The organism is Achromobacter spanius, assembly GCF_029637605.1.
GTDB classification, from domain to species: domain Bacteria; phylum Pseudomonadota; class Gammaproteobacteria; order Burkholderiales; family Burkholderiaceae_B; genus Achromobacter; species Achromobacter spanius_E.
The window spans coordinates 5,699,607-5,726,193 of record NZ_CP121261.1; the positions used below are offsets into that span (position 1 = coordinate 5,699,607).

General features: G+C 64.8%; 25 protein-coding genes and 1 pseudogene. 10 read left to right on the forward strand and 16 right to left on the reverse strand.

Annotated elements, in window-relative coordinates; all coding sequences use genetic code 11:
- Nucleotides 1-108: 108 nt before the first annotated feature.
- The 3 genes and pseudogenes from P8T11_RS25530 to P8T11_RS25540 all read left to right on the forward strand — a co-directional run bounded on the left by P8T11_RS25530 (nt 109) and on the right by P8T11_RS25540 (nt 1,926).
- Nucleotides 109-626: pseudogene (locus P8T11_RS25530) on the forward strand (GNAT family N-acetyltransferase).
- A 250-nt stretch (nt 627-876) separates the two neighbouring features.
- Nucleotides 877-1,254, forward strand: coding sequence for a hypothetical protein (locus P8T11_RS25535; RefSeq protein WP_268079444.1), 378 nt, complete (start codon nt 877-879; stop codon nt 1,252-1,254).
- A gap of 114 nt (nt 1,255-1,368) precedes the next feature.
- A complete protein-coding gene (locus tag P8T11_RS25540) occupies nt 1,369-1,926 on the forward strand; it encodes a GNAT family N-acetyltransferase (RefSeq protein ID WP_268079443.1) in 558 nt (185 codons plus the stop codon).
- Nucleotides 1,927-1,941: 15 nt separating this feature from the next.
- Here P8T11_RS25540 and P8T11_RS25545 read toward each other — a convergent pair whose 3' ends face one another.
- The gene (locus P8T11_RS25545; protein WP_100852847.1) at nt 1,942-3,114 is read right to left on the reverse strand and encodes a vWA domain-containing protein; all 1,173 of its coding nucleotides are present in this window, start codon (nt 3,112-3,114) and stop codon (nt 1,942-1,944) included.
- Between the two features lie 25 nt (nt 3,115-3,139).
- Nucleotides 3,140-4,021 carry an AAA family ATPase gene (locus P8T11_RS25550; protein ID WP_100852846.1) on the reverse strand — a complete coding sequence of 294 codons (882 nt, stop codon included), beginning with the start codon at nt 4,019-4,021 and terminating at the stop codon, nt 3,140-3,142.
- A gap of 176 nt (nt 4,022-4,197) precedes the next feature.
- Between P8T11_RS25550 and P8T11_RS25555 the strand changes: the two genes are divergently transcribed.
- Together P8T11_RS25555 and P8T11_RS25560 are read left to right on the forward strand one after the other, a co-directional pair.
- Nucleotides 4,198-4,551, forward strand: a complete 354-nt coding sequence (locus P8T11_RS25555; RefSeq protein ID WP_050447225.1) for a c-type cytochrome — start codon at nt 4,198-4,200, stop codon at nt 4,549-4,551.
- 10 nt (nt 4,552-4,561) lie between these two features.
- Entirely contained in the window at nt 4,562-4,924 is a 363-nt protein-coding gene (locus P8T11_RS25560; protein ID WP_268079442.1) for a c-type cytochrome, read from the forward strand.
- Nucleotides 4,925-4,931: 7 nt separating this feature from the next.
- On the opposite strand, the gene P8T11_RS25565 is transcribed toward P8T11_RS25560, so the two are convergent.
- Nucleotides 4,932-5,357 (reverse strand): DUF1841 family protein, encoded by a 426-nt coding sequence (locus tag P8T11_RS25565; protein ID WP_259252154.1) that lies wholly within the window; start codon nt 5,355-5,357, stop codon nt 4,932-4,934.
- A 200-nt stretch (nt 5,358-5,557) separates the two neighbouring features.
- Here P8T11_RS25565 and icd point away from each other — a divergent pair, with 200 nt between their 5' ends.
- The 3 genes from icd to P8T11_RS25580 all read left to right on the forward strand — a co-directional run bounded on the left by icd (nt 5,558) and on the right by P8T11_RS25580 (nt 9,959).
- A complete protein-coding gene (icd, locus tag P8T11_RS25570) occupies nt 5,558-6,814 on the forward strand; it encodes an NADP-dependent isocitrate dehydrogenase (RefSeq protein WP_050447222.1) in 1,257 nt (418 codons plus the stop codon).
- 119 nt (nt 6,815-6,933) lie between these two features.
- Nucleotides 6,934-8,199 (forward strand): O-antigen ligase family protein, encoded by a 1,266-nt coding sequence (locus P8T11_RS25575; RefSeq protein ID WP_418910271.1) that lies wholly within the window; start codon nt 6,934-6,936, stop codon nt 8,197-8,199.
- A 218-nt stretch (nt 8,200-8,417) separates the two neighbouring features.
- Nucleotides 8,418-9,959, forward strand: a complete 1,542-nt coding sequence (locus tag P8T11_RS25580; RefSeq protein WP_268079440.1) for a methyl-accepting chemotaxis protein — start codon at nt 8,418-8,420, stop codon at nt 9,957-9,959.
- Here the strand turns inward: P8T11_RS25580 and dapA are convergent.
- From dapA to kdpF, 8 genes are all read right to left on the reverse strand, one after another.
- The gene (dapA, locus tag P8T11_RS25585) at nt 9,937-10,860 is read right to left on the reverse strand and encodes a 4-hydroxy-tetrahydrodipicolinate synthase (protein WP_268079439.1); all 924 of its coding nucleotides are present in this window, start codon (nt 10,858-10,860) and stop codon (nt 9,937-9,939) included. The genes P8T11_RS25580 and dapA overlap by 23 nt on opposite strands.
- A gap of 9 nt (nt 10,861-10,869) precedes the next feature.
- Nucleotides 10,870-11,190, reverse strand: coding sequence for a hypothetical protein (locus tag P8T11_RS25590; protein WP_268079438.1), 321 nt, complete (start codon nt 11,188-11,190; stop codon nt 10,870-10,872).
- 141 nt (nt 11,191-11,331) lie between these two features.
- Nucleotides 11,332-12,024, reverse strand: a complete 693-nt coding sequence (gene kdpE / locus P8T11_RS25595; protein WP_100852838.1) for a two-component system response regulator KdpE — start codon at nt 12,022-12,024, stop codon at nt 11,332-11,334.
- 13 nt (nt 12,025-12,037) lie between these two features.
- Nucleotides 12,038-14,833 carry a sensor histidine kinase gene (locus P8T11_RS25600; protein WP_268079437.1) on the reverse strand — a complete coding sequence of 932 codons (2,796 nt, stop codon included), beginning with the start codon at nt 14,831-14,833 and terminating at the stop codon, nt 12,038-12,040.
- Nucleotides 14,834-14,884: 51 nt separating this feature from the next.
- Complete coding sequence (gene kdpC / locus P8T11_RS25605; protein WP_268079436.1) at nt 14,885-15,505, reverse strand: potassium-transporting ATPase subunit KdpC; 621 nt, start codon at nt 15,503-15,505, stop codon at nt 14,885-14,887.
- Between the two features lie 114 nt (nt 15,506-15,619).
- The gene (gene kdpB / locus P8T11_RS25610) at nt 15,620-17,779 is read right to left on the reverse strand and encodes a potassium-transporting ATPase subunit KdpB (RefSeq protein ID WP_418910270.1); all 2,160 of its coding nucleotides are present in this window, start codon (nt 17,777-17,779) and stop codon (nt 15,620-15,622) included.
- A 22-nt stretch (nt 17,780-17,801) separates the two neighbouring features.
- The gene (gene kdpA, locus P8T11_RS25615) at nt 17,802-19,598 is read right to left on the reverse strand and encodes a potassium-transporting ATPase subunit KdpA (RefSeq protein ID WP_268079435.1); all 1,797 of its coding nucleotides are present in this window, start codon (nt 19,596-19,598) and stop codon (nt 17,802-17,804) included.
- A complete protein-coding gene (gene kdpF, locus P8T11_RS25620; RefSeq protein ID WP_050447213.1) occupies nt 19,598-19,687 on the reverse strand; it encodes a K(+)-transporting ATPase subunit F in 90 nt (29 codons plus the stop codon). Before kdpF ends, kdpA begins: the two co-directional genes overlap by 1 nt.
- A gap of 753 nt (nt 19,688-20,440) precedes the next feature.
- On the opposite strand from kdpF, the gene P8T11_RS25625 reads away from it, so the two are divergent.
- Both P8T11_RS25625 and P8T11_RS25630 read left to right on the forward strand, forming a co-directional pair.
- Complete coding sequence (locus P8T11_RS25625; protein WP_268079434.1) at nt 20,441-20,734, forward strand: DUF4212 domain-containing protein; 294 nt, start codon at nt 20,441-20,443, stop codon at nt 20,732-20,734.
- Nucleotides 20,734-22,824: a sodium:solute symporter family protein gene (locus P8T11_RS25630; RefSeq protein WP_268079433.1), complete on the forward strand. Its 2,091-nt coding sequence runs from the start codon at nt 20,734-20,736 to the stop codon at nt 22,822-22,824. The genes P8T11_RS25625 and P8T11_RS25630 overlap by 1 nt, the downstream gene beginning before the upstream one ends.
- Before the next feature lie 18 nt (nt 22,825-22,842).
- Here P8T11_RS25630 and P8T11_RS25635 read toward each other — a convergent pair whose 3' ends face one another.
- From P8T11_RS25635 to trxB, 5 genes are read right to left on the reverse strand one after another with little or no spacing between them, the layout of a single operon-like run.
- A complete protein-coding gene (locus P8T11_RS25635) occupies nt 22,843-23,976 on the reverse strand; it encodes a hypothetical protein (protein ID WP_268079432.1) in 1,134 nt (377 codons plus the stop codon).
- Nucleotides 23,963-24,628: a hypothetical protein gene (locus P8T11_RS25640; RefSeq protein WP_268079431.1), complete on the reverse strand. Its 666-nt coding sequence runs from the start codon at nt 24,626-24,628 to the stop codon at nt 23,963-23,965. Before P8T11_RS25640 ends, P8T11_RS25635 begins: the two co-directional genes overlap by 14 nt.
- The gene (locus P8T11_RS25645) at nt 24,625-24,954 is read right to left on the reverse strand and encodes a DMT family transporter (RefSeq protein WP_050447207.1); all 330 of its coding nucleotides are present in this window, start codon (nt 24,952-24,954) and stop codon (nt 24,625-24,627) included. Before P8T11_RS25645 ends, P8T11_RS25640 begins: the two co-directional genes overlap by 4 nt.
- A complete protein-coding gene (locus tag P8T11_RS25650; protein ID WP_268079430.1) occupies nt 24,951-25,619 on the reverse strand; it encodes a Smr/MutS family protein in 669 nt (222 codons plus the stop codon). The genes P8T11_RS25645 and P8T11_RS25650 overlap by 4 nt, the downstream gene beginning before the upstream one ends.
- On the reverse strand, nt 25,606-26,565 hold the full coding sequence (gene trxB / locus P8T11_RS25655; protein ID WP_050447205.1) for a thioredoxin-disulfide reductase: 960 nt from the start codon (nt 26,563-26,565) through the stop codon (nt 25,606-25,608). The genes P8T11_RS25650 and trxB overlap by 14 nt, the downstream gene beginning before the upstream one ends.
- Nucleotides 26,566-26,587: the final 22 nt, after the last annotated feature.

Below are 26,587 nucleotides of genomic sequence, written 5' to 3' on the forward strand. Positions count from 1 at the left end.
CTGAGACGCAATACAAGGAAGTGCGACATGTCGTTATCGCTGGAAGTAGAAACATCGCGACTGGTGCTGCGGCAATGGCGCGCGGATGATCGCCAGCCGTTCGCGGAAATGAACGCGGATCCGCGCGTGACCGAGTTCCTGTTGCCGCTGTCGGCGCAGGAAAGCGATGCGTTGGCCGAACGGCTGGCGGCGGGTATTGATGAGCACGGCTGGGGGTTCTGGGCCGTTGAAGCGCCGGGCGTGGCGCCTTTCATCGGCTTCGTGGGTATCAAGCCCATGCCTGCGATGCTGCCGTTTGCGCCGGGCATCGAGGTGGGCTGGCGGCTGGCGCAGCCGTTTTGGGGCGTGGCTATGCCAGCGAAGCCGCCGAAGCAGCGTTGCGTGTCGGGTTTGAACAGATCAGGCTGGATGAAATCGTGGCGTTCACGGCGGTGGGCAACCAGCGATCGCGCGCGGTGATGGCGCGCCTGGGCATGCAGGCCGATGCCGGCACGTTCGATCATCCGGCGTTGCCCCAGGCCCACCCGCTGCGTGAGCATGTGCTTTATCGACTGCGCCGCGAGCATTGGCAAGGCCGCAATAACGGTGACGTAGAGCCAGGCGGCATGCCGGTTGCGGCGGCATAAGGCGCGCAAAGCAGCGCCATCAGAGGGTGTTGCGCTGCAATATCCTTCGTGTACAAGGCAAATTTGAGGTGATTCCGCTTGCGGGTGTAAGCTTTTCCGAACGTAGTAGCTGTTGCCGACGGGATGCGCGACAGCCGTCTACCCGGCTTCCCGTCCAACGCCAGACGCCGCCGCACGCGCGGCGCCGGTGCTTGTCGTTCGCGCCTTCGCTGCCGGCATCCTGTCGGCGCATTTTTCGGAGGAACGACCCATGCTGACCGAAATCGTCACGCGTGCTCTGTCCCAATTGACCGGTAGCGCCTTGAGCGGCGACGGAATCAAAGGGCAGTTTCAGTACGCCTATGCCAGTGATGACGGCCAATTCGTGGCCATACTGACCCATGATATGACCACCTATGTGGTGGACCTGAACGCACAACGATACTTCGCGGAATGCGGCGGTTCGCCCCGTGGGTTTGCCGGACATGTGCTTGAGATGGAAGGCGCGGCCGTGCGCAGCCATCCGTGGCCGGCCGCCAATGACTTGTTTGACCTGGACATGGACGCGGACGAGCTTTCATGGCGCAAGTGCCCCGGCCTGAGGCACGCGCCCGCCGCCAACCGATCTGTGGAGAGCCGCGCCGCCTAGAGTGGCCAGAAGCGGCAACACACCTTACTGAACCGCCGGATTGGCGGTTTTTTTTGTGCCAAGAGCGGTTGCCAACGGCTACAAATGCGGGTCGTGACAGTACAATTTTTCGCCATGAACTCGCCCGCAGACTCCCGCGCGCCCGAAGGCGCAACCCTTGTCGATTGCACGCTTGAACGCCACGCGGATCAGATCCTTGCCATCTTCAACGATGCCATCGTCAACTCCACCGCGTTGTACGACTACAAGCCCCGGCCGCGCGAAGCGATGCAGGGCTGGTTCCAGGCCAAGCAGCAGGGTGGCTTTCCAGTGGTCGGGTTTGAAAACGCTGCCGGCGAACTGATGGCGTTTGCCAGCTACGGGACCTTCCGCGCCTGGCCCGCGTTCAAGTATTCCGTTGAACATTCCGTCTACGTGGACGGGCGTTTTCGCGGCCGTGGCCTGGGCGAAGCGATGATGCGCGTGCTGATCGAGCGGGCGCGCGTCAATCAAGTGCACGTGCTGGTTGGCGGCATCGACGCCTCCAACGATGGCAGCATCCACCTGCACGAGAAGCTGGGGTTCAAGCACGCGGGCACGATCCGCGAAGCGGGCTTCAAGTTCGGCCGCTGGCTGGATCTGGCGTTTTATCAGTTGACGCTGGATACGCCCGAACAGCCGGTGGATGGCTGACGAGCCGCCCAGGCCTTATTTGGATAACACCCGCATCGCCTGTTCCAGCCCGGCGACGGTGACCGGATACATGCGGTCCTGCATGATGTCGCGCATCAGCGCGATGGACTGACGGTATTGCCACGACGCAGTGGGCTCGGGGTTGAGCCACACCGATTTCGGCCAGGCATCCAGCAGCCGCCGCATCCACTGTGCGCCGGGTTCCTTGTTGTAGTGTTCGACTGACCCGCCGGGCTGCAGGATTTCGTAGGGGCTCATGGTGGCGTCGCCGACGATGATCAGCCGCCAGTCCGGGTTGTACTTGCGCAGCACGTCCCAGGTGTCGAAGCGTTCGTTCTGGCGGCGCCGGTTGCTTTGCCACAGGCTTTCATACGGGCAGTTGTGGAAGTAATAGACTTCCAGGTTGCGGAATTCGCTGCGCGCCGCTGAAAACAATTCTTCCACGCGGCCGATGTGGTCGTCCATGCTGCCGCCTACGTCCAGCAGCATCAGCACCTTCACGGTGTTGTGGCGCTCGGGCACCATGCGCAGGTCCAGGTGGCCGGCGTTGCGGGCGGTGCTGGCGATGGTGTCGTCCAGGTCCAGTTCCATGTCGGCGCCTTGGCGCGCAAAACGGCGCAAGCGCCGCAGCGCCACCTTGAAGTTGCGCGTGCCCAGTTCGACCTGGTCGTCGTAGTCCTTGAACTGGCGCATGTCCCAGACTTTGACCGCCGAACGGTTGCCGGCCGACGCGCCGCCCACGCGGATGCCTTCGGGGTGATAACCGCCGTTGCCGAACGGCGAGGTGCCGCCGGTGCCGATCCATTTGCTGCCGCCCGCGTGGCGCTCTTTCTGCTCTTCCATGCGTTCCTTGAAGAGCTCCATCAACTTGTCCCAGCCGTGCTTTTCAATGGCGGCTTTTTCTTCGGGCGACAGGTTCTTCTCGAACTCCTTGATCAGCCAGTCCAGCGGGATTTCCTTGTCCGCCGGCAGTGCGGCCTGGATGCCCTTGTAATAGGCGCCAAAGGCCTTGTCGTAGCGGTCGTAGAGTGATTCGTCCTTGACGAGCGTGGCGCGCGCCAGGAAGTAGAACTCGTCCAGCGTGGGCGCCATCAAGTCGTGGCGCAGGGCGTCCACCAGGGTCAGGTATTCCTTGACCGAGACGGGCAGCTTGTGTGCCCGAAGGTGGTAGAAGAAGTCGATCAGCATGGGCGGGCGGCCGGTGGCGTTGTGATCAGCGGCGCTGGCCGCCGCGGGTCATGGCCGCCAGGCGTTCCAGCAGATGCACGTCTTGCTCGTTTTTCAAAAGCGCGCCGGCCATCAGCGGCACGGCGGTGGCCGTGTGGGCGTCGATCTCGGCCGCCGTGGCGTTTTCGGCCAGCAGCAGGCGCAGCCAGTCCAGCAGTTCGGAGGTGGACGGCTTTTTCTTCAGGCCGGGCGCATCGCGCAGCGCAAAGAAGGTGTCCAGCGCCGCGCGCAGCACGTCCTGCTTCAGGTGCGGGTAGTGCACGGCGACAATGTCGCGCATGGTGTCGCGGTCGGGGAAGCGGATGTAGTGGAAGAAGCAGCGGCGCAGGAAGGCGTCGGGCAGGTCTTTCTCGTTGTTGGACGTGATGATGACCAGCGGACGATGGCGCGCCGAGATGGTCTCGCGCGTTTCGTACACATGGAATTCCATGCGGTCCAGTTCGCGCAGCAGGTCGTTGGGAAACTCGATGTCGGCCTTGTCGATCTCGTCGATCAGCAGCACCACCGGTTCGTCCGCCTGGAAGGCTTGCCATAAGGTGCCTTGCACGATGTAGTTGCGGATGTCGCGCACTTTCTCATCACCCAGCTGCGAGTCGCGCAGGCGCGACACGGCGTCGTATTCGTACAGGCCCTGATGCGCCTTGGTGGTGGACTTGATGTGCCACTGCAGCAGCGGCCGGCCCAACGCGCGCGCCACCTCTTCGGCCAGCATGGTCTTGCCGGTGCCCGGCTCGCCCTTGATCAGCAGCGGGCGCTGCAAAGTCAGGGCGGCATTGACGGCCAATTTGAGGTCGTCGGTGGCGACGTAGGAGTCGGTCCCGTTGAAGCGGGCAGGCGTGGCGGAGTGTGCGGACTGGGCTGCGGACATAGGCTTATGGCTTCCGAGGATTGACGGTGATCAATACCCAACGCAAGGTATTAATCCTGAGCAATTATCGTACAATCAGGCGGTTTTGCAGTTGGGTTCGACCCGCAACGTGTTTGCAGGGGGCCGACGTGTGAGCAGGCCCTAGTCCTTAAGCCATACCAAGAAGAGCCATTCCAATGAAGTTGCGAACCTCTCTGAAGTGCACGGTTTCCGTGTTGGCCGCGATAGCATCCTGTGCGATCGCCGGTCAGGCTGTTGCTGCTGACGCAGCGCCTGTCGGTAACATCCAAAACGCCCGCGACAAGGTTTCCATGTGCATCGGTTGCCACGGCATCGAAGGCTACAAGGCGACGTTCCCCGAGCTTTATCACGTGCCGATGATTGCTGGCCAAAATGCCAAGTACATCGAAACCGCCCTCAACGAGTACAAGAAAGGCGCGCGCAGCCATCCCACGATGGACGCCATTGCCGGCAGCCTGTCCGACCAGGACATCGCCGACCTGGCCGCGTACTACTCGAATCTTAAATAAGGGGCAAACAATGAATCGCACGATGCTTGCCCTTCTGGGCGCGACTTTCGCCATGGCGGGCGCCTCCGTCCAGGCGCAGGATCTGGCCGCCGGCAAAGCCGTTTTCGATAAATTCAATTGCGCGTCGTGCCACGGCGCCGACGCCAAGACCGCGGTGGATCCATCCTACCCAACGCTGGCGGGCCAACATGCTGATTACCTGGTTCACGCGCTGAAGGCCTACAAGCGCGGCGCCTCCGGCAGCGCAGCCACCGCCAACGTGCGCAAGAATCCCATCATGGGCGCTTTCGCCACGCAGTTGTCCGACCAGGATATCTCCAACGTCGCAGCGTGGCTGGCGTCCCTGCCCAGCGACCTGGGCGTGCGCAAGTAATTACGCCTTACAGGCTGGCGCGGCGGCGGATCAGGTCGATATAGCTGTCGCTGTCCAGCGGCGTACCCAGCCGCTGCGCTTCCCACACCACTTGCCCCAGGCATTCCATGATTTCATGGGCTGCGTGGTGGGCGTCCGAGCGTGCGGTCAACTGCTGGTAGGCCAGACGGATACCGGGCGGATGGTCGATGGACAATTGTTCCGCAATGGCCAGGTGCATGGACAGGTGCAGGAACGGATTGGTGCGCCCCTTTTCCACCGCGTACTCCATGGTCATGGCCTCAGGACTTTCAAGGTCGCCGTGGTATTCGGGGTGCTCGATGATCCAGTCCAGCGCAATGGCCTCGAGCGGGGTCAGCACCTCGTTGGCGCGGTGCTTGCGCCAGGTGTCGATAAAGAATTCGCGGACTTGGTCGCGTGAGGGATTGAACATCGGCTGGGGACGGAATGCGGTGTAGGACGCATTATTTTACCGCGCGCCCGATGGCGGCCGCTTGCCCCGGGCCTTTGCGATATAGAATTGGTTGCTATCCGCCATCCGGTGTGCGGTTCGCGAGGGCGATTTTCCCCGCGAAATCGGACGCTTTCCGATGCGGCGCGTGCAGAAAACCACCCGGAGCAAATGGAGCATTCATGTCCTACCAACATATCAAGGTTCCCGCTGGCGGCCAGAAAATCACGGTCAACGCTGATTTCTCGCTGAATGTGCCTGAACAACCCATCGTTCCCTTCATTGAAGGCGACGGCACGGGCGCTGACATCACCCCGGTGATGATCAAGGTTGTCGACGCCGCGGTGCAAAAAGCCTACGGCGGCAAGCGCAAGATCCACTGGATGGAAGTCTATGCCGGCGAGAAGGCCACCAAGGTCTACGGCCCGGACGTCTGGCTGCCCGATGAAACCCTGGAAGTCGTCAAGGACTACGTGGTGTCCATCAAGGGCCCGTTGACCACCCCGGTTGGCGGCGGCATCCGCTCGCTGAACGTGGCGCTGCGCCAGCAACTGGACCTGTACGTCTGCCTGCGCCCGGTGGCGTACTTCAAGGGCGTGCCCTCACCGGTGCGCGAACCCGAAAAGACCAACATGGTGATCTTCCGCGAAAACTCGGAAGACATTTATGCGGGCATCGAATACATGGCCGAAAGCGAGCAGGCCAAGGAACTGATCCAGTTCCTGCAGACCAAGCTGGGCGTGAAGAAGATCCGCTTCCCGAATACCTCGTCCATCGGCATCAAGCCCGTGTCGCGCGAAGGCACCGAGCGCCTGGTGCGCAAGGCCGCGCAGTACGTCATCGACAACGACCGCACGTCGCTGACGCTGGTGCACAAGGGCAACATCATGAAGTTCACGGAAGGCGGCTTCCGGGACTGGGGCTACGAGTTGCTGCAGAAGGAATTCGGCGCGCAACTGATCGATGGCGGCCCGTGGTGCAAGTTCAAGAACCCCAGGACGGGCCGCGAGATCATCGTCAAGGACGTGATCGCCGACGCCTTCCTGCAGCAGATCCTGCTGCGTCCGGCCGAATACGACGTGATCGCCACGCTGAATCTGAACGGCGACTACATCTCGGACGCGCTGGCGGCGCAGGTGGGCGGCATCGGCATCGCGCCGGGGGCCAACCTGTCGGACTCGGTCGCCATGTTCGAAGCCACCCACGGCACGGCGCCCAAGTACGCCGGCAAGGACTACGTGAACCCCGGTTCCGAGATCCTGTCGGCTGAAATGATGCTGCGCCACATGGGCTGGACCGAAGCCGCTGACCTGATCATCTCCAGCATGGAAAAGTCCATCCTGTCCAAGAAGGTCACGTATGACTTCGCCCGCCTGCTGGAAGGCGCGACTCAGGTGTCGTGCTCGGGCTTTGGCCAGGTCATGATCGAAAACATGTAAACCCGCGGTCCCTCCGCGATGCTCCGCCGAACCCGTCCGCCGTCATGGCGGGCGGGTTTTGTCTACCTAATCCGCATGAAGCGCGCTGCGCTTGCGCTGTTCTTTCCAGGCTGATCGCTGTGCCCCGAATGTATGTTTCCTTAGCCACCTGGCTGGTGTTGCTGGTTCCCGCGCTGGCCTTGACCAGCCCGGTGGGCGGACCCGCCGTGCTTTATCTCAGCGCGCCGATCGCGCTGGCCGCGCTGGCGATGAACGCCATCAAGCGGTACGAACCCATGAATTTCGGCGCCTTGTGGCCGATGTCATTGGTGCTGCTGCTGCCCCTGGCCTGTATGTTCACCACGTCCGCGGTGCGAGGCGTGTGGAGCGATTCCGAACTTGAAAAGCTGCTGCGCTTTGCGCTGGCGCTGCCGGTGCTGTGGCTATTGCTGCGCGCGCCGCAGCGCTGGCTAAAAATGGTGCAGTGGAGCATCCTGGCGGGCGCCCTTGCCGGGTCGATACTGCTGATCGTCACCATGCAGACCGAGGGCCGCGCCGCTATGATCGACGTGGGCGGGCGCTATAACGCCGTGGCGTTCGCGAACATAACGCTATTGTTCGGCGGCATGACGCTGCTGTCCCTGGGCTTTGGGCCCGCCACGCGCTGGCCGCGCGTGGAGACGGCGGTCAAGCTGTTGGTGGTGGTGTTGACCGTCATTGCCACCTGGATGTCCGAGACGCGCAGCAGCTGGATGCTGCTGCCCATCCTGGGCGTGGTGTTCCTGTTGGGCCTGCGCAATTGGAAGCGCCGCCACAAGGTTTACTGTGCCTTGGCCGTCTGTGTAGCGCTGGTGGCTAGCGCCGCCGCCATCTGGACGTTCAGCAGCCGGATGCACGAGATCTCGAAAGACGTCCAGGGTTTTGCCACGTCGGCCAACCGCGATACGTCCTTCGGCATTCGCTTGCAGCTGTGGCATGCGTCGATCCTCATGTTCGAAAAGAGCCCGATCGTGGGCGTGGGCCCCAGCAAATTCCGCGATGAACTGCGCACCATGCAAACCCAGGGCATCGTCACGCAGGAAGTGGTCGAGGGCTTTGGCGAGCCCCACAATGACATGCTTGGCGCCTTGTCCGGGTATGGCCTGTTGGGCCTGATCACGATCCTGCTCCTGTACCTGGTGCCGGCGGCCGTGTTCTTCCGCCGTTTGGCCAGCGATGACCGGGTGATTCGCGTTGGCGCGCAGTTGGGGCTGTTGTTCTGCCTGGGTTACTGCGCCTTCAGCCTGACCGAGATGATGTTCCGCAACATGCGCAGCGTGCCCAACTATTCGTTGATCGTGGTGACACTGATTGCCTTGACGACGCCGCGCGCCGTGCAGGTGGCCAAGAGCGCATTGCAGCGCTGACGGCAAGCGGAGAACGCTCCGCAATGCAAGCACTACCGAACGCAAGGCCCACCGGCCTTGCGTTTTTCTTATGGGCCTTGCGTTAGATCAAGCACCCTGCGCCTTCCTGGTGAAAACCCTGCTGCGTCACCGTATCCTGACGGATCGCAATACATAAACCGTCACATTCTGCCGTCAAAAGTTTCATGTGGCAGATTGGAAAATAACGAGGAGAGGCTGTGAAAAATTCCAGTCTGCGCAGGGAGCTGTTGTGGTTCGTATTCGCCATTGGCGCTGCCGTTCTGATGCTGGGCGCCTGGGATGCCTGGCAGCGCCGCGCCGAGATGCTGGCCGAGCGCAAGACCGAATTGCGCCACGTGCTGGATCTGTCGGCAGGCATCCTGCGCAATGGCAAGCAAAGCGTCAGCGAGGGCATGCCGCTGGCGCAGGCCAGGCAGAATGTGGCGCGGCGTCTGGCGCAACTGCGCTACGGCGCTGACGGCTACGTGGGCGTGTTCGGCGATGACTATGCGCTGCTGGTGCACCCGGACGCCAAGCTGGTGGGCACGAACGTGCGCGGCATCAATGATGTGGACGGCTTGCCGATCTTCGAAAACCTCTATGCCGAAGGCAAGGCGGGCGGCGGTTATGTGGAGTACCGCTTTCCGCGGCCGGGCGCCGACGAAGCCTTGCCGAAGATCAGCTACGCGGCCTATGACTCGGATTGGGGGTGGCTGATCTTTACCGGGCTCTATGTGGATGATGTCGACGCCGCGTTCACCAGCACCTTGTGGCGCCAGGGGGGAGTGACGCTGGGCCTGCTGGCCTTGCTGCTGATCGGGGCGTTGCGCTTTTTCCGCACGCATGTGATTGGCCCCTTGGATGAGGCCGTGGCGCTGTGCGAGCGCGTGGCCAATGGCGACTTGTCCGGCAGCGTGTCGCACCATCATCGCGGCGAAATCGGCCGCCTGTTTGAAGGCATGGGGCGCATGCAGGACCGCCTGCAAGCCGCCCTGCGCACGATCGTGCAGTCCACGGGATCCATCGCGGCGGCCTCGCGCCAGATCGCCGCGGGCAGCATGGACCTGTCCGATCGTACCGAGAAGCAGGCCGCGGCGCTTGAACAAACCGCCGCCAGCGTGGAAGAGATCACGGCCACCGCCAAGCAAAGCGCGCAGCACGTGCGTGAAGTCAGTTCCCTGGCCGGACAGTCGGCGCAACTGGCCCGTCAAGGCAGCGAAGAAACGCAACACGCCATCGACGCCATGCGCGAGATCTCGCACAGTTCGCAACGCATTGGCGAGATCATCAGCGTGATCGACGGCATTGCCTTTCAAACCAACATCCTGGCCTTGAACGCGGCGGTCGAGGCGGCGCGGGCGGGCGAACAGGGACGCGGCTTTGCGGTGGTGGCGGGTGAAGTCCGGGCATTGGCGCAGCGTTCCGCCACGGCCGCCAAAGAGATCAAGGGCTTGATTGAAACGTCGTCGGATTCCGTCGCGCGCGGCAGCGAACGGGTGGGCCAGGCCAGCGCAACCATGGGCAGCGTGCTGGAATCGGCGGCCACCAGCGCGCCGCTGATGGGCGAGATTGCCACCGCATCGGCCGAGCAAAGCGTGGGTATCGAACAGATCAACCAGGCCGTCACGCACCTGGACAGCGTGACGCAGCAGAACGCGGCGCTGGTCCAGGAGTTCGCGGCGTCGGCGGCCACCCTGCACGAGCAGGCCGACGGCCTGGCGCGCGCGGTGTCGGTATTCAGGCTGTCTGCAGCCGGCTAGGCAAGCCTTGCAGGGCGCTCATTGCCCGTTGCAGGCGAGGGGTCAGGTCACGGCTGGCGGGCATCATGGGCATGCGCAGTTCGTCGGCGATCAGCCCTTGCAGGGCTAGCGCTCGCTTGATCGGTGCGGGATTCGGTTCGGCGAACAGCAGCCGGATCAGCGCGCGCAACGGTTCGAAAAGCTCGCGCGCGGCTTGTGCCTGGCCTGCGTGCGCAAGCTGCATGATTTCCACATAACGCTCCGGAAACAAGTGTGCGGCGGCCGGGATGGCGCCGCGTCCGCCGGCCAGCCAATGGTCCAGCAAGGACAGGTCATCGCCGCACAGCGCATCCAGCTTGCCGCGCGCGTTCAGGGCGGCAAGCACCGCCGGGTTGCATTCCTTGACGGCGGAAAAGTTGGGTAGCGAGGCCAGTGCTTCCATGGTCTCGACCGTCATGGTCACGCCCGTGCGCTTGGGGATGTTGTACAGAATGATCGGGCGTTCGGTGGCCCACGCGATCTGCCGGTAATGCCACAGGATGCCGGCTTGCGACGGGCCCAGGTAATAAGGCGGCGGCACCAGATAGCCCGCCGGGCAATGCTTGTCCAGGCGCCGGATGGCCGTGGCCACGCCTCGCGTGTCGACGCCGCCCGCGCCGAATATCAGCGGCAGCGCATGCGGGTCGCTGGCAATGGCCTGGGCCATGTCGATCTTCTCTGACAGGCTGAGCAGATTGCCTTCGCCGGTGGAGCCGAACAGCACCAGGCCGGCGATGCCCGCGTTGCGGTAGTAGCGGGCCAGCGCCTGCGCGGCGTCCATGTCCACGTAGCCGCCGCGCAGCGGCGTGACCATCGGTAGCCAGATGCCTTCAAAACGCGGAGTCAGTGGCATGTGAGGCAGTGGCATGTGAGTCAGCGGCATGTCCATGGCCTAGCGCCCCGTGATGGCGGTGGCCGCGCGCACCGGTCCGAATTCCGCCTGGGGCAGCCCGCGCATGACGGCATGCATCATGTCGTCCAGTTCGTGGCGGGCGCATTGCAGTTGCAGCGTACTTTGCGCGTGCGCATGGTCCACCGACAGCAGGTAGATGCCGATACGTGCACCCAGCGCCTGGTGCAGCGCCAGGCGCACCTTCAAGGCATCCAGCGTGTCGATCCTGACCGTCAGCGCCACCTGTTGGCTATGCGGCAGCGGCAGGCTTGGGGTGAGATCGCGCGTGGCAGGGGGGCAAGCGTGCAGTCGGGGAATCATGGCGTCGATGGAGCGGAGACGCCGCTGGCGGCACTCCGCGTTTCCTGTGGTTGATGACGATTCCACTATAGGAATCGCGCCGTAAATCCTGCCGAAAAAGGCGGGCGCGGCGCGTAAAAATCGCGTCAATGTACGGGCTGATCAGCCCGCGAAGCGGTAGCCCACGCCGATCTCGGTCATCAGGAAGACGGGTTGCGCGGGGTCGGCTTCCAGTTTCTGGCGCAGGTGCCCCATGTAGATACGCAGGTAGTGGTTGCTTTCGATGTGCGAGGGGCCCCAGACCTCGCGCAGCAGCTCGCGGTGCGTCATGACTTTGCCCCGGTGCGCAAGCAGCGCGGCAAGCAGGCGGTATTCCATGGCGGTCAGATGCACGTGCTGGCCGGCGCGTTCGACGACGCGCTTGGCGAAGTCGATGCGGACGTCGCCGAACGTGATCTCGGCCGCGTTGCCGGCGCCCGCCCGCGCATGGCGGCGCAACAGCACGCGCAGCCGGGCCAGCAGCTCGCTGACGCCAAAGGGCTTGGTCAGGTAGTCGTCCGCGCCCGCGTCCAGCGCGGCCACCTTGTCAGGCTCGGCGCTGCGGGCGGACAAGACCAGCACGGGTACTTGCGTCCAACTGCGCAGTTCGCGGATCAGCGTCATGCCGTCTTCGTCAGGCAGCCCCAGGTCCAGCACGATGGCGTCGGGCTGGCGCGTGCCGGCTTCGATCAGGCCGCGTTTGACGGTGTCGGCCTCGTGCACGACGCAGCCCTCGCTTTCCAGGGCCTGGCGCACAAAGCGCCGGATGTTGGCGTCGTCTTCGATGATCAGAACGATAGGCTGGTAGTCGAACATGCTGGCCGTGTCTTCAAGGGATGTCGGGTTGAGTTTCGGGTTGAACGTCGGGCGGCGTTCCCAGCGGCAGGCTGAAGACGAATTGCGCGCCCGAGGCTTGGCCTGGGGCGTGTTCGACCCAGATGCGGCCGTGGTGGGCCTGGATGATGGCCTCGCACACCGCCAGGCCCAGGCCCACGCCAGGCGTGGCGGACTCGCGGTCGCCGCGTGTGAATTTTTCGAAGATGCGGCGTTCTGTGCCCGGCGCGACGCCAGGGCCGTTGTCGCACACGGCCACGCGCATCATGCCGTCGTGAACCGCTGCGTGGATGTGCACGGTGCTGCCGGGGGGTGTGTACTTGGCCGCGTTTTCAAGCAGGTTGCACAGCACGCGTTCGATCAGCACCCCATCGCACTCCACCAGCGGCAGGTTCGACAGGGGGGCCACGGTCACGCGGTGCGCGGCCAGGGGTTCGCGCATGGCGGCCAGCGACGCGCCGACCAGCTCTTCAATGGATTGCCATTCCAGGCGCAGCGGCGTGTCGTGGCTTTGCAGCCGCGCCATATCCAGCAGATTCACCACCAGCGCATGCATGCGCTGTGCCTGGTCGCGCATGGCGCGGATGGTCTCCTGGACATCGTCGGGCAGCGATCCTGGCCGACGCGTCAGCGTGTCGGTCATGCCGACCAGGCTGGTGAGCGGTGTGCGCAGATCATGCGACACCGCCGCCAGCAGCGAGTTGCGCAGCCGTTCCGATTCCATGCTGACCAGCGCCTGCTGGGCCACCTCGACGTAATGCAGTCGTTCCAAGGCAATGGCGATAAGCGTTGCGTAGGCTTCGATCTGGCGGCGTGCGTCGGGATGCGTGAACAGGCTGCGGCGGGGCGCGGCCAGGGCCAGCACGCCGCGTGTGCGCATCGGCGCCTTCAAGGGCAGATACAGCAGTTCGCTATTGGACAGCGTGGTGGTGCCCGCGCCGGCGGGCTGGCCGTGGTCATACACCCATTGGGCCAGCGCCGATTCCAGGGCCGGCATGTCGGCGGCGGGCGAGGCCAGCTTCAAGCGGTCGTCCAGGGCCAGGATATAAAGCGCGCAGCGCGAGCCGAAGGTTGCATGCACGAACGCGCCGGCCAGGGCCACGATCTGCTCGGGCAACAGCGCCGACGACAATTCGCGCGCGAACTCATACAGGCTGCGCGCGTCGGCTTCGCGCTTGACCGACACCTGCGCCTGCAGCCGCAACCCCGCCGTCAGTTGCCCGATCAACAGGCCCACGGCCAGCAGCACGGCGAACGTCAGCAGGTATTGCACGTCTGACACGGCAAACGAGGCCAGCGGCTGCACGAAGAAAAAGTCGAACAACCCGACGCTGACGACGGATGCCAGCGCGGCCGGACCGCGCCCATGGCGCAGCGCCACCGCTACCACCGCCAGCAGGAACAGCATGACGATGTTGGTCTGGTGCAGCGCGGGAAACGCCAGCATCGACAAGCCTGTGGCCGCCGCGCAATAGCAGAGCGCCCAGGCATAGCCCGGCCAGGGGCCGGCGCCACGGTCGTCGGCGTTGATGCGCGCGCCACGCCCCAGTGTCAGCGGGTCGCGCCCTGGCGGGGCGCTGGCGGGCAGCGAGGGGGCGCCCAGCCGGATGATGTCGATTTCGGGGCAGCCCGCGGCCAGCATGTCGGCAAAGCTGTGCCGGCGCCACAGCCAGCCCGGCGCGAGGGCGGCGGACAGCAATGCGGACAGCGACACGCGCAGGCGCTGCAAGCCGCTGGCGCGCGTACGGCCCACGACGGCCTTGGTGATGTTGTGCCGGCGCACGTAGCGCACCACCGCATCGACCATGTCGCCGCCCGGCAGCGTTTCCGTGCGCGCGCCCAGGCTGTCCGCCAGCGCCAGGCTGCGTTGCATGCGGTCTTGCTCGGCTTGAGGCGTGGGCGCCGCGCGCGGCGTGTCGATGGTGACCACGTGCAGGTCGCATTCCAGTTGCTGGCTCAGGCGGTGGGCGCTGCGGATGATGTATTCGGCGTCGGCGTCCGACCCGATGCAGGCCACCACGGCTTCGCGCGTACGCCATACCGGTTCGATGGCGCGGTCGCGTCGATAGGCCTGCACGTCGTCGTCCACGTGGTCGGCGGTGCGGCGCAACGCCAGCTCGCGCAAGGCGATCAGGTTGCCTTTGCGAAAGAAATTGCGCGTGGCGTGGCGGGCTTGTTCGGGCAGATAGACCTTGCCTTCTTTCAGCCGGCGCAGCAGTTCATCGGCCGACAGGTCCACCAGAATGACTTCGTCGGCGGTGTCGAAGACCTCGTCGGGCACGGTTTCCCAGACGCGTACGCCGGTGATGCTGCCCACTGCCTCGTTCAGGCTGTCCAGGTGCTGCACGTTCAGCGTGGTCCAGACGTCAATGCCCGCGGCCAGCAGTTCGTGGATGTCTTGCCAGCGCTTGGCGTGGCGCGAACCGGGCGCGTTGGAATGCGCCAGTTCGTCCACCAGCACCAGGCCGGGGCGCGCGGCCAACGCGCCGTCCAGGTCAAACTCTTTCAGCACGTGGCCTCGGTACGCCACGTCTTTCAGTGGCAGGGCCGCGATGCCCTCCAGCAAGCTGGCCGTTTCGCGGCGGCCGTGGGTTTCGACGATGCCGGCCAGCACGTTCACGCCCTGGGCTGCTTGGGCGCGGGCAGCCACCAGCATGGCGTAGGTCTTGCCGACGCCGGCCGATGCGCCGAAGTACACGCGCAACTTGCCGCGCGCCGCCTCGCGCGCGGCGTCGTCCAGCGTTTTCAAAAGCGCGTCCGGATCGGGACGCTCGCCAGCAATGTCAGCCATGAACGCGCAAGAGTGGGGTGGGAAAGGCTGGCGATACTATACGCCGCGCCATCATTGTGCCGGGTGCAATTTGTCCAGCGCCAGGTTCAGCGTCAACACATTGACAACCGGCTCACCCAATACGCCCAGCCAGGGCTTTTCGGTGTGGGCCTGGATCAGCGCATCCACCTGCGCGCGAGGCACATGGCGGGCGCGCGCCACCCGCGCGGCCTGGTAGTTGGCGGCGGCAGGGCTGATGCTGGGGTCCAGGCCACTGCCGGAGGCGGTGACCAGGTCCACCGGCACGGGCGTGGGGTTGTCGGGGTCTGCCGCTTTCAAGGCCGCGATGCGAGCCTGGATGGCCTCGGCCAACGCGGGGTTGCGCGGACCCAGGTTCGAACCGCCCGAGGCCGCGCCGTTGTACGGCATGGGCGCGGTGGCCGACGGCCGGCCCCAGAAGTACTGCGGCGCGGTGAACGACTGGCCGATGAGTGCCGACCCGACCACCTTGTCGCCTTGCCTGATCAGCGAGCCGGCCGCTTCGTGTGGGAACACCACGGCGGCCACGCCGCGCGTCAGAAAGGGGTAGGCCAGGCCAGTCACCAACGACAGCGCGGCGAATACGACCAGCGCGGGGCGCAGCACGCCGCCTTGGCGCACTTGGCCGGAGGGAGAGGTAGTGATGGATTTCATGATGGATTCCTTGTTTGTAGGGAGAGGCGACGGCGGGACTCAGGCTTGGCCAGGTCAGGCGCGGCCGGCTCAGGCGCGGCCGGCCTAGGCGCGGCCGGCCTAGGCGCGGCCGGCCTAGGCCCACCCCAGCGCGGTCAGCACCATGTCGACCAGCTTGATGCCGACGAACGGCACCAGCAGACCGCCCAGCCCGTAGATCAGCAGGTTGCGGCGCAGCAGCACCGATGCGCCCAACGGCCGGTAGCGCACACCCTTGAGCGCCAGCGGAATCAGCACCACGATGATCAGCGCGTTGAAGATCACCGCCGACAGGATGGCCGAGGCGGGCGTCGTCAGGTGCATGATGTTCAGCACGTTCAACTGCGGGAAGACGGTGGCGAAGGCGGCGGGGATGATGGCGAAGTACTTGGCCACGTCGTTGGCCACGCTGAACGTGGTCAGCGCGCCGCGCGTCATCAGCATCTGCTTGCCGATCTCGACGATCTCGATCAGCTTGGTGGGGTTGGAGTCCAGGTCCACCATGTTGCCCGCTTCCTTGGCGGCCTGCGTGCCCGAGTTCATCGCCACGGCTACGTCCGCCTGCGCCAGCGCGGGGGCGTCGTTGGTGCCGTCGCCCGTCATCGCCACCAGGCGGCCTTCGGCCTGGTAGGCGCGAATCAATTGCAGCTTGGCTTCGGGCGTGGCCTCGGCCAGGAAGTCGTCCACGCCGGCTTCGGCCGCGATGGAAGCGGCGGTCAGCTTGTTGTCGCCGGTGATCATCACGGTCTTGATGCCCATGCGGCGCAGTTCGGCAAAGCGCGTCTGAATGCCGGGTTTGACGATGTCTTTCAGTTCCACCACGCCCAGCGCGCGGTTGCCGTCGCTGACCAGTAGCGGCGTGCTGCCGCGCCGCGCCACGTCTTCGGCCTGATGCAACACGGCGTCGGGCACGCTGGCGGCCAGCGCCTTGAGCCAGGACTGCACGGCGTCGACCGCGCCTTTGCGGATCATGCGTTCGCCCAGGTTCACGCCGCTCATGCGGGATTGCGCGGTGAAGGGAACGAACTCGGCGTCTTCAACACGCGCGGCCGGAGCATGGGTGGTCTTGTCGGCCAGCGCCACGATGCTGCGGCCTTCCGGTGTTTCGTCGGCCATGGAGGCCAGGCGAGCCGCGTCAGCCAATTCACGCGCCGATACGCCCGGCGCGGGCAGGAACGTGGATGCCTGGCGGTTGCCGAAAGTGATGGTGCCGGTCTTGTCCAGCAGCAGCACGTCCACGTCGCCGGCCGCTTCGACCGCGCGGCCGGACGTGGCGATGACGTTGGCGCTCATCATGCGGCTCATGCCCGCCACGCCGATGGCCGACAGCAGGCCGCCGATGGTGGTCGGGATCAGGCAGACCAGCAGCGCCACCAGTACCGTCACCGTGACCACCGCGCCGCCACCCGCCGCGGTGACCGCGTAGATGGAGAACGGCATCAGCGTCACGACCACCAGCAGGAACACCACGGTCAGCCCGACCAGCAAAATGGTCAGCGCGAGTTCGTTGGGTGTCTTCTGGCGCTTGGCGCCTTCCACCATCGAGATCATGCGGTCCAGGAAGCTTTCGCCGGGGTCGGCCGCGATGCGCACGAAGATCCAGTCGGACAGCACCCGGGTGCCGCCCGTGACGGACGAGAAGTCGCCGCCCGACTCACGGATGACGGGCGCGGATTCCCCGGTGATGGCGCTTTCATCCACGGAAGCGACGCCGGCGATGACCTGGCCGTCGCCGGGGATGGTGTCGCCCGCTTCGACCAGCACCACGTCATTGCGCCGCAGCAGTCCCGAGGCTTGGCTCGACGCCTGGCCGCGCCATTGGTCCGGGTGCGCATCGCGGACATCCACGTCGCGAAAGCCCTTGAGCAAACGCGCGTTGATGGTGGTGCGCAAACCGCGCAGGGTCGCGGCCTGCTGTTTGCCACGGCCTTCGGCCAGTGCTTCGGCGAAATTGGCGAACAGCACCGTGAACCACAGCCATACGGCGATGGCCAGGATGAAGCCCGCCGGGGCTTCGGCCTGGCCGCGCAGGGCCATGACCCACAGCACGGTGGTCAGGATGCTGCCCACGTACACGACGAACATCACTGGGTTCTTCAACTGCGCGGCGGGCGACAGCTTGCGCAGGCTGTCCAGCAGGGCGGGCGCGACCAGCGAGCGGGACCACATGCCGAAGGGGCGCTCTTCCAGGGTGACCGCGGGGGCGTGGGCGGCGGCGCCGCCTGCGCTTGAGGTTGGCATTTCAATCTTGGCCATGTTGTTTCCTAGCCTGTTGTATTCAGGGTTGCAGGTGTTCGGCGACCGGCCCCAGGGCCAGCGCGGGCACATACGTCAGCGCGCCCACCAGCAGCACCGCGCCGATCAGCAGCACCACAAAGAGGGGGCCGGTAGTGGGCATGCTGCCGGGGCCAGCGGGCAGGCGCCGTTTGGCCGCCAGCGAGCCAGCCATGGCCAGCACCGCGACAATCACGGCGAAGCGGCCGAACCACATGGCGATGCCCAGCAGCACGTTGTAGAACGGCGTATTCGCGGACAGCCCGGCAAACGCGCTGCCGTTGTTGTTGGCCGCCGAGGACAGCGCATACAGAATTTCCGAGAAGCCGTGGATGCCCGGATTCAGCACACCGGCCTGTCCGGCCGACACGGAGACGGCCAGCGCGGTGCCGCCCAGCACCAGCAAGGGCGTGGCCAGGATGATGATGGACACCATCTTCATGTCGTAGGCTTCGATCTTCTTGCCCAGGTATTCCGGGGTGCGGCCGATCATCAGGCCGGCGATAAAGACCGCCAGCACCGCAAAGGCCAGCATGCCGTACAGCCCGGAGCCCACGCCGCCGTAGACCACTTCGCCCAACTGCATTTGCAGCATCGGCGGCAGCCCGCCCATGGCGCTGAATGAGTCATGCATGCCGTTCACGGCGCCGCAGGACGCGGCCGTGGTGATGATGGCAAAGAGCGAGGTGGCCGCGATGCCGAAGCGCGATTCCTTGCCTTCCATGTTGCCGCCCGGTGTCAACGCGCTAAGCGCGCTGCCGGCGCCTGCCTGCGCGGCCATGGGGTTGGGCTGCTGTTCGAAATAGGCGGTAGTCAGCGCGAAGACGGCGAACAGCACCGTCATGGCCGCCAGGATGGCGATGCCCTGGCGACGGCTGCCGACCATTTCTCCGAACGCAAAGCAGAGCGCGGCGGGAATCGCCAGTATGGCCAGCATCTGCAGGAAGTTCGACAGCGGCGTGGGATTCTCGAACGGATGCGCCGAGTTTGTATTGAAGAAGCCGCCGCCGTTGGTGCCCAGCAGCTTGATGGCTTCCTGCGAGGCCACGGGGCCCATCGCGAGCGTCTGCGTCGAGGTGGTCACGGGATCCATCACGGGCTGGCCGGCGGCATCAAGCACGGGCTGGCCGTCCGCGTTCATGCGCGGCTGCTCGTAGTGCAGGGCTTGAACGGTCTGCACGTCTTGATACGGGCTGAAGTTCTGGATGACGCCCTGGCTCACCAGAGCAAGCGCCAGCACGAAGGACAGCGGCAGCAGCACATACATCGTGCAGCGGACCATATCCGCCCAGAAGTTGCCGATCGTGGCCGAGCTGTGACGCGACAGGCCGCGTATCAGCGCGAACAGCACGGCGATGCCGGTGGCGGCCGATACGAAGTTCTGCACCGTCAGCGCCAGCATCTGCGTCAGGTAGCTCATCGTGGTTTCGCCGCCGTAGCCTTGCCAGTTGGTGTTGGTGACAAAGCTGATGGCGGTGTTGAGCGCGGAATCGGGAGTGACGGCACCCATGGCGGCGGGATTCAGCGGCAGCATGCCCTGGAAGCGTTGCAGGCCATAGACCATCGCGACGCCGATCAGGTTGAAGGCCAGCACTGCCACGGCATAGCGCTTCCAGCCCATTTCAGCCTGCGGGTCGATGCCCGCAAGCCGATAAATACCGCGTTCCAATGGGCGGCCCCAGGCGGTCAGCCTGGACTGGCCGTTTTCCATGGCAATGCGGATGTAGCGCCCCAGCAGCGGCGCAATCGCAAGCAGGACCGCCAGGTACAGGACCAGCAGTCCGATGAATTCGGCGGTCATCAGAATTTCTCCGGTTTGAACAGCGCCACCAGCAGGTAGACGAACAGCGCGGCGGCCGTCAGGCCGCTGAATGCATAGAGCCAGTTCATGACGGCTCTCCCGACGACAAGCCGGCGCAGAACCGCAGCAGGCCGAATGTCAGCCCGGCCATGACGGCGAAGGCGGCGATATAGATGGCATCCACGTTTTTCCTCCCGGGAGCGATGCTCCCTTCGAACGACGGGCCTGCGCGGCAAAAGCGGATGCGCGCCGGGCAGGCCAGGTGACCAATGCAGGACACCGGCAGGTTACGGAGCGGGGGGTAAAAACGGGGTATAGCTTCGGGGGCGGCGCGTAAACAAGAAATAAACGCCGCCGGCGGCAAGGCGGCCACCGGTGATGAGCGGCCGCGTGCATGCCTGGCACGCCGCGCCCGATTCCGGGCATGGCGCGGTGGCAAGCGTCATATTCCGGGACGGGCGAGATTCCTGAATTCGGCTCAATTTCGGGATTTCAGCCGCAAAATCCCAATATTTAGAACTTTGCAGTCGTTCGGCACCAACATGGGGCAGGAAATATGTAAATGAATGCTCCGTCTTAGGGCATTCCCCTAGTGTGACAATCCCGCACATGGTGCAGAATCTCTTCCCATGCAGGTGAGGAGACAAAGCCCTGCATGGGCAAATACCGGCGGCACCGGTACATAAAAAAAGTAAAGCAGTACTCAAAAAAAGCAAAACGCACAACGGCTGGCACCAGGCAGTGCCAGCCGTTGTCGCATAAAAAGCCTGAATTTCTTCCGCAAGGGCTTTTCAGACGCAGCGTTTCGCGCTATCCAGGTAGGGTCTGAAAACATCCTAGCCATGCCGAAATCCCGCGCACCTCTTCCTGTTACCACCCCGACTCCCTATTGGCGCCGCAACTTGCGGCTGATCCTGTTGCTGCTTGCCGTCTGGGCGGCGCTGACGTTCGTGCCCACTTTCTTCGCGCGCCGCCTCAGCTTTGATTTCATCGGCTGGCCGTTCGCCTTCTGGATGGCGGCTTATGGCGCACCGCTGGCTTATCTGATCATCATTGGTATCTACGCCCGGATCATGAACAGCGCCGATGAGGTGGCCGAAGAGTCGTCCATCGACAATGCCGGGGGAGAGCGCTGATGCCGTTTTTCAGCGGAGACACGCCCCAGGAATTCAAGATTCGGCTGCGGCGTATCTACGTGCTGTACACGGCGGGCTTTGCGCTGATGATCCTGTTGCTGGCGCTGGCCGAAGTGCTGGGCATGCCCCGCAACTGGATCGGCTACGTGTTCCTGCTGGTCACGGTGAGCTTGTACGCGGGCATCGGCATCGTCTGCCGCACGTCCGACCAGGTGGAATACTACGTGGCCGGGCGGCGCGTGCCGGCCATCTACAACGGGATGGCCACGGCCGCCGACTGGATGTCGGTGGCGTCCTTCATCGGCGTGGCGGGCACGCTGTACCTGACGGGTTATGGCGGGCTGGCTTACATCATGGGCTGGACGGGCGGCTATGTGCTGGTGGCCATGCTGCTGGCCCCCTACCTGCGGCGCTTCGGTCAGTACACCATCCCCGACTTCATGGGCGCGCGCTACGGCGGCAACATGCCGCGCCTGGCCGGCGTGGCCTGCGCCATCCTGTGCTCGTTCACGTATCTGGTCGCGCAGATCTACGGCGTGGGCATCATCACCACGCGCATGACCGGCATTTCGTTCGAGTTGGGCATTTTCGTCGCGCTGGGCGGCATGCTGGTGTGCTCGTTCCTGGGCGGCATGCGCGCCGTCACCTGGACGCAGGTGGGCCAGTACATCATTCTGGTCATTGCCTACCTGGTGCCGGTGGTGTGGCTGTCGGTCAAGCATACGAACATGCCCCTGCCACAGTTGTCCGCGGGCGTGGTACTGCAGCAGGTGACCGAAAAAGAGATTTACCTGCAGAACGATCCGTCCGAGATCGAAGTGCGTCGGCTGTGGCAGCAGCATGCGGATGAAATGGCCAAGCGTGTGCAGGCATTGCCGGAATCCTGGACGCTGGAAAAGGACAAGCTGCGCAGCCGCCTGGCGCAGTTGAATGCCACCGACGCGCCCATGGTCGACATCCGGTCGGTCGAGCGTGAACTGGCCACCTACCCGCCCAGTGTTGAAGACGCGCGCGTGGCCTGGTCGCAGGCGCGCGCCACGTTCGAGGCGCGTGCCGCGCCCGCCACGCCTCATGCCGAACCATTCCCCGCCAAGGACCCCGAGGAACAGCGCAACATGCGCGTCAACTTCCTGGCGCTGGTGCTATGCCTGATGCTGGGCACGGCCGGCATGCCGCACATTTTGATGCGCTCATACACCACGCCTTCGGTGATCGAGGCGCGCAAGTCGGTGTGCTGGTCGCTGCTGTTCATCCTGCTGCTGTACTTCATGGCGCCCGCGCTGGCGCTGCTGGTCAAGTACGAGGTTTACACGCAAGTGGTCGGCTCCAACTTCCTTAGCCTGCCCAACTGGGTGCATGCCTGGAGCGCGGTCGACAGCAACCTGCTGGATGTCACCGACATCAACCGCGACGGCGTCGTGCAGTTAAGCGAAATCAGCATGGGGGCGGACGTTGTGGTGCTGGCCATGCCGGAAATCGGCGGCCTGCCTTATGTGATCTCGGGCCTGGTCGCGGCGGGCGGATTGGCCGCGGCCTTGTCCACGGCCGACGGCCTGCTGCTGACCTTGTCCAATTCCCTGTCGCATGACATGTGGTACCGGATGGTGTCACCGCGCATGTCGGCCGCGCGCCGCGTGATGGTGTCGAAGATTCTGCTGCTGGTGGTGGCGTTTGGCGCGGCCTGGGTGGCCGCGCGCAAACCCGCCGACATCCTATTCATGGTGTCGGCCGCGTTCTCGTTCGCGGCCTCGTCATTCTTCCCGGCGTTGGTGATGGGCGTGTTCTGGCGCCGCGCCAACAAATGGGGCGCCACATTGGGCATGGCGGCGGGCTTGTTGGTGACCTTCGCCTATATGACCTACACGCATCCGTGGCTGCGCGAATCGGTGCTGGGCATCTCGCGCATACAACCGGTGGATCTGTGGTGGGGCATACAGCCGATCGCGGCGGGCGTGTTCGGCGCGCCGGTGGCCTTCCTGACGATCATCGTGGTGTCCTTGCTGACCCCGCCACCCGACAGCGCGACGGTGGCGCTGGTGGATTATCTGCGTCGTCCTGGCGCGACCCGGCCGCCGGCCGAAAGCACCTAGGCAGCATCCAGGGAACGTTTAGGGGGCTTTGCAGGCGCCTGGCTGGCGGTTATCCGGGTTGGTGCAGGCCTGCCAGACCGGGTCGGGCAGGGCTTGCAGCAGGGTGTAGATCTGCCCCGGCGCCCACAGCCATTGCACGCCGCCGGGGTGTCGGCCCGCTGCTTCCCAGACCTGACGGCGCTGTGCCGCGCTTAGCGTGAAGCGGCCGTTCGCGCCGCTGTTGCCCTGCGCTAGCACGGCGGTGGGGTCTCGGCGGGCGGCATAGACCTCGCGGCCATCGCCCTTGGGCCGCACGATGGCCCAGTCGTAATGGAACGACGCCAATGCCGGCGCCGCCCAGTCCGGGCCGGGCAGCACCAGGATGGAATATTCCGACGCCTGCTCCTGGTGGGGCAAGCCCAGCACCACCTTGTCGTTGTCCCAATCCAGCCGCTGGCGCAGAGTGCGCTGGCCAGGCTGGCCTTGCGTGTCGAACTCCCTGACTTCGAGCGCGTCGCCTTGTCCTTCCTGGTAGGAAATCGTGCGCAGCAGGCGGCCCGCCGTATCGTGCACATAGCGCATCAGCGGCCGCGACGGCTTGTTGCAGGCGTTGGCGCCATGTTCGGCCAGCCAGCCGTTGCGGTCATAACGCAGGCAGTAATGCTGCGTGGGGTTGGCACGGCCCGCGGCATTGCGCGAGCGCAGTTCATAGCCTGCAAGCCGCCCCGCGTCGTCGTAAAGAAAGCGGGTTTCGTTGTCGGGCATGGGCAGCGAGGGCTGCCTGGATTCCATTGCCTCGTGAACGGCGCGGGCACTGTATTCGGCGATGCCGCAAATGTGCTTGACGCCATCCGGGCCACGCTCGAAACGCAGCAGGGTAGGGCCGATGGTGGCGCCCGGTTCGGCGGTGTACACGGACCACTCCACGGCTTCAGCCCAAATGTAGGGCGTGGCGCGTGGGCCGGTACGCACACCCACGGGGGGCTCCCATGTCTTGATGCGCGAGCCATCCAGCGCCAGCAGGGTGTTGGTGTCGTTCAAGCGCACGTCGGCGACCACGGTTTCCCGTTGGCCGGATGCCGCCATGGGCTGGCACAGTGCGTGTGCGAAGGGGGACGCCAGCGGTAGCGTGGCCACGGCAATCAGGCGCAGGGCGGACTTAATACGCGGCATTGTGCAAATACACGATCAGGCCCCAGAGTTCGCTGCTGACACCGCCCAGGCGCAAGGCGCCGTGGTCGGTCTGCATCAGCAGGAAGGGGTAAGCCTTGCGTTCCAGCTTGCCGGGCGGGGGCAGCCGGTAGGGCGTGAAATGGTCGGGCGACAGCAGGTACGTATTGGTCATGTCGCCCACGTCCACATGCAGGTACCAGACCGTCAGGTCGCCGACGTCAAGCGCCGGATCTGTTTCGGGGTATATGCCGCCTTGACCGGCTGGAATGCCGCTTTCCAAAACGCCCAGGAACACGCGGCGTGGCCCGGTTTGGGGAATGTACGACCCGTCCTTGGCGCGCCGCGCAAAACTCTGGCGGATGAAGCCGGCGGCGCGCGAGCCGGGCACGACCGTGCGCGCGAACATCTCGTCCAACTGGGCGTCGCTAAGCGGGCGCCGCGTGGCGGACAGCCGGTCGAGATCTCGTGTGAAGTCTTTCAGCCACGCGCGGTAGCGGGAGAGTTCGGCGGCGCGGTTGAATTCCTGCGCGGCGGCGTTGGCGGCCGGCAGGTAGCTCAGGCAAGCCAGCCAGGCCAGGCAAGCCAGGCAAATCCAGGCCGCCTGCCTGCGCCACAACGCGGGCCACCCAAACCGCCCGGTGCGCGCCGTCAATGCGAGACCGATTTCGAAAACACGTTCATCACCACCACGCCGGCGATGATGAGGCCGATGCCGATCAGCGCGGGCGTGTCCAGATGCTGCTTGAACAACACCGCGCCCACGATGGAGATCAGCACGATGCCCACGCCCGACCAGATGGCGTAGGCGATGCCGACGGGAATTTCGCGCAGCGTCAGCGACAGGAAGTAAAACGAGATCAGGTAGCCGAACACGGTGATGAGGGACGGCATCAGGCGCGTGAAGCCTTCGGAGCCCTTCAAGGCGCTGGTGGCGAAGATCTCGGCAATGATCGCCACGCCCAGGTATAGCCATTTCATTTGCGCGATCCTTCGGATTGCCGCAGCAGCACCAGCAGCGCGCCGGCGCCGCCTTCGCGTTCGGGCGCTTCGGAAAACGCCAGCACCTCGTTCTTCTGCACCAGCCAGGTGCGCGCCTTGTCTTTCAGCACCGGCTCCAGCCCTTCCGAGCCATAGCCCTTGCCGTGCACGATACGCACGCAGCGGATGCCGTGGTCCTGGCATTCATCCAGGAACGACAGCAGCGCATGGCGCGCCTGTTCCACGCGCAAGCCGTGCAGGTCCAGTTCGGCGCCCGCGCGCCATTGGCCGCGACGCAGATTGCGCGCGGTATCCGGCGCCGCGTCACTGCGCACGAAAGCGGTGCCGCCTTCGGACAGCAGGTGCGTGATTTCTCCACCGTCGGACACGCCGATATCGGCGCGTGACGGCGTTTCGCCCAGCGCGTTGGCCCGGCGCAGCGCGGGCGCGGGTTCCACCACGGGCTTGTGTTCCACCCGGGCGGCCTGCTTGATCGGCGTGACGGACTTCATGGTGCGCTGAAACGCCGCCATGTCGTCCATGGGGGCCGTTTCAGGCTTCTTCAGAACAGCAACCCGCTTGGCAAGCGCTTCGCGTTCGCGCTCGGCTTGCAGGTCTTTCTTCAGGCGTTTCAGGTCGGCCAGGCCGACCTTACTGCCCCGCATTCTCCAACCACCGTTGCGCGTCCAGGGCGGCCATGCAGCCCGTGCCGGCGCTGGTGATGGCTTGGCGGTAGACGTGGTCCTGCACGTCGCCCGCGGCGAACACGCCCGGGACGGAGGTCATCGTGGCCATGCCGGACAAGCCGCTCTTGGTGACGATGTAGCCGTCTTTCATTTCCAGTTGGCCCTGGAAGATTTCGGTGTTGGGCTGGTGGCCGATGGCGATGAAGGCGCCCGTGACGGGCATATCTTCGGTAGCGCCAGTGTCCACGTGGCGTACGCGCACGCCGGTTACACCGCTGTCGTCGCCCAGCACCTCTTCCAGGGTGTGGAACAGCTTCAGCTCCATGTTGCCGTTCTCGACCTTGGACATCAGCTTGTCGACCAGGATGGGTTCGGCGCGGAACTTGTCGCGGCGATGGATCAGGGTGACCTTGCGGCAGATGTTCGACAGGTACAGGGCTTCTTCGACGGCGGTGTTGCCGCCGCCCACCACGACCACGTCCTGGTTGCGGTAGAAGAAGCCGTCGCAAGTGGCGCAGCCGGACACACCGCGGCCCATGAAGGCCTCTTCAGAGGGCAGGCCCAGGTATTTGGCCGATGCGCCGGTGGCGATGATGAGGGCGTCGCAGGTGTAGATCTTGCCCGTGTCGCCCGTCAGCGTGAAGGGACGCTTGGACAGATCAACCTTGGCGATGTGGTCGAACAGCATTTCGGTGTTGAAGCGTTCGGCGTGCTTCTGGAAACGCTGCATCAGGTCGGGCCCCTGGACGCCATCCGCGTCGGCGGGCCAGTTATCGACGTCCGTGGTGGTCATCAACTGGCCGCCTTGGGCCAGGCCGGTCACCAGGACGGGGCTCAGGTTGGCGCGTGCCGCATAGACGGCCGCCGTGTAACCGGCGGGGCCGGAACCGAGTATCAAAACTTTAGCGTGCGTGGGCGTGGACATGGGCGGGTATCTTTAGGTTAAC

Excerpts from the sequence above, each read along its gene's own strand:
- kdpB (WP_418910270.1), bottom strand. The coding sequence starts at position 17,779 with ATGGCCAAGATTGAAATGCCAACCTCAAGCGCAGGCGGCGCCGCCGCC.
- icd (WP_050447222.1), top strand. The coding sequence starts at position 5,558 with ATGTCCTACCAACATATCAAGGTTCCCGCTGGCGGCCAGAAAATCACG.
- P8T11_RS25590 (WP_268079438.1), bottom strand. The coding sequence starts at position 11,190 with ATGATTCCCCGACTGCACGCTTGCCCCCCTGCCACGCGCGATCTCACC.
- P8T11_RS25625 (WP_268079434.1), top strand. The coding sequence starts at position 20,441 with ATGCCGAAATCCCGCGCACCTCTTCCTGTTACCACCCCGACTCCCTAT.
- kdpA (WP_268079435.1), bottom strand. The coding sequence starts at position 19,598 with ATGACCGCCGAATTCATCGGACTGCTGGTCCTGTACCTGGCGGTCCTG.
- P8T11_RS25535 (WP_268079444.1), top strand. The coding sequence starts at position 877 with ATGCTGACCGAAATCGTCACGCGTGCTCTGTCCCAATTGACCGGTAGC.
- P8T11_RS25645 (WP_050447207.1), bottom strand. The coding sequence starts at position 24,954 with ATGAAATGGCTATACCTGGGCGTGGCGATCATTGCCGAGATCTTCGCC.
- P8T11_RS25550 (WP_100852846.1), bottom strand. The coding sequence starts at position 4,021 with ATGTCCGCAGCCCAGTCCGCACACTCCGCCACGCCTGCCCGCTTCAAC.
- kdpC (WP_268079436.1), bottom strand. The coding sequence starts at position 15,505 with ATGAAATCCATCACTACCTCTCCCTCCGGCCAAGTGCGCCAAGGCGGC.
- P8T11_RS25560 (WP_268079442.1), top strand. The coding sequence starts at position 4,562 with ATGAATCGCACGATGCTTGCCCTTCTGGGCGCGACTTTCGCCATGGCG.
- dapA (WP_268079439.1), bottom strand. The coding sequence starts at position 10,860 with ATGCCGCTGACTCACATGCCACTGCCTCACATGCCACTGACTCCGCGT.
- trxB (WP_050447205.1), bottom strand. The coding sequence starts at position 26,565 with ATGTCCACGCCCACGCACGCTAAAGTTTTGATACTCGGTTCCGGCCCC.
- kdpE (WP_100852838.1), bottom strand. The coding sequence starts at position 12,024 with ATGTTCGACTACCAGCCTATCGTTCTGATCATCGAAGACGACGCCAAC.
- P8T11_RS25555 (WP_050447225.1), top strand. The coding sequence starts at position 4,198 with ATGAAGTTGCGAACCTCTCTGAAGTGCACGGTTTCCGTGTTGGCCGCG.
- P8T11_RS25630 (WP_268079433.1), top strand. The coding sequence starts at position 20,734 with ATGCCGTTTTTCAGCGGAGACACGCCCCAGGAATTCAAGATTCGGCTG.
- P8T11_RS25545 (WP_100852847.1), bottom strand. The coding sequence starts at position 3,114 with ATGCTGATCGACTTCTTCTACCACCTTCGGGCACACAAGCTGCCCGTC.
- P8T11_RS25600 (WP_268079437.1), bottom strand. The coding sequence starts at position 14,833 with ATGGCTGACATTGCTGGCGAGCGTCCCGATCCGGACGCGCTTTTGAAA.
- P8T11_RS25650 (WP_268079430.1), bottom strand. The coding sequence starts at position 25,619 with ATGCGGGGCAGTAAGGTCGGCCTGGCCGACCTGAAACGCCTGAAGAAA.
- P8T11_RS25565 (WP_259252154.1), bottom strand. The coding sequence starts at position 5,357 with ATGTTCAATCCCTCACGCGACCAAGTCCGCGAATTCTTTATCGACACC.
- P8T11_RS25635 (WP_268079432.1), bottom strand. The coding sequence starts at position 23,976 with ATGCCGCGTATTAAGTCCGCCCTGCGCCTGATTGCCGTGGCCACGCTA.
- P8T11_RS25540 (WP_268079443.1), top strand. The coding sequence starts at position 1,369 with ATGAACTCGCCCGCAGACTCCCGCGCGCCCGAAGGCGCAACCCTTGTC.
- kdpF (WP_050447213.1), bottom strand. The coding sequence starts at position 19,687 with ATGAACTGGCTCTATGCATTCAGCGGCCTGACGGCCGCCGCGCTGTTC.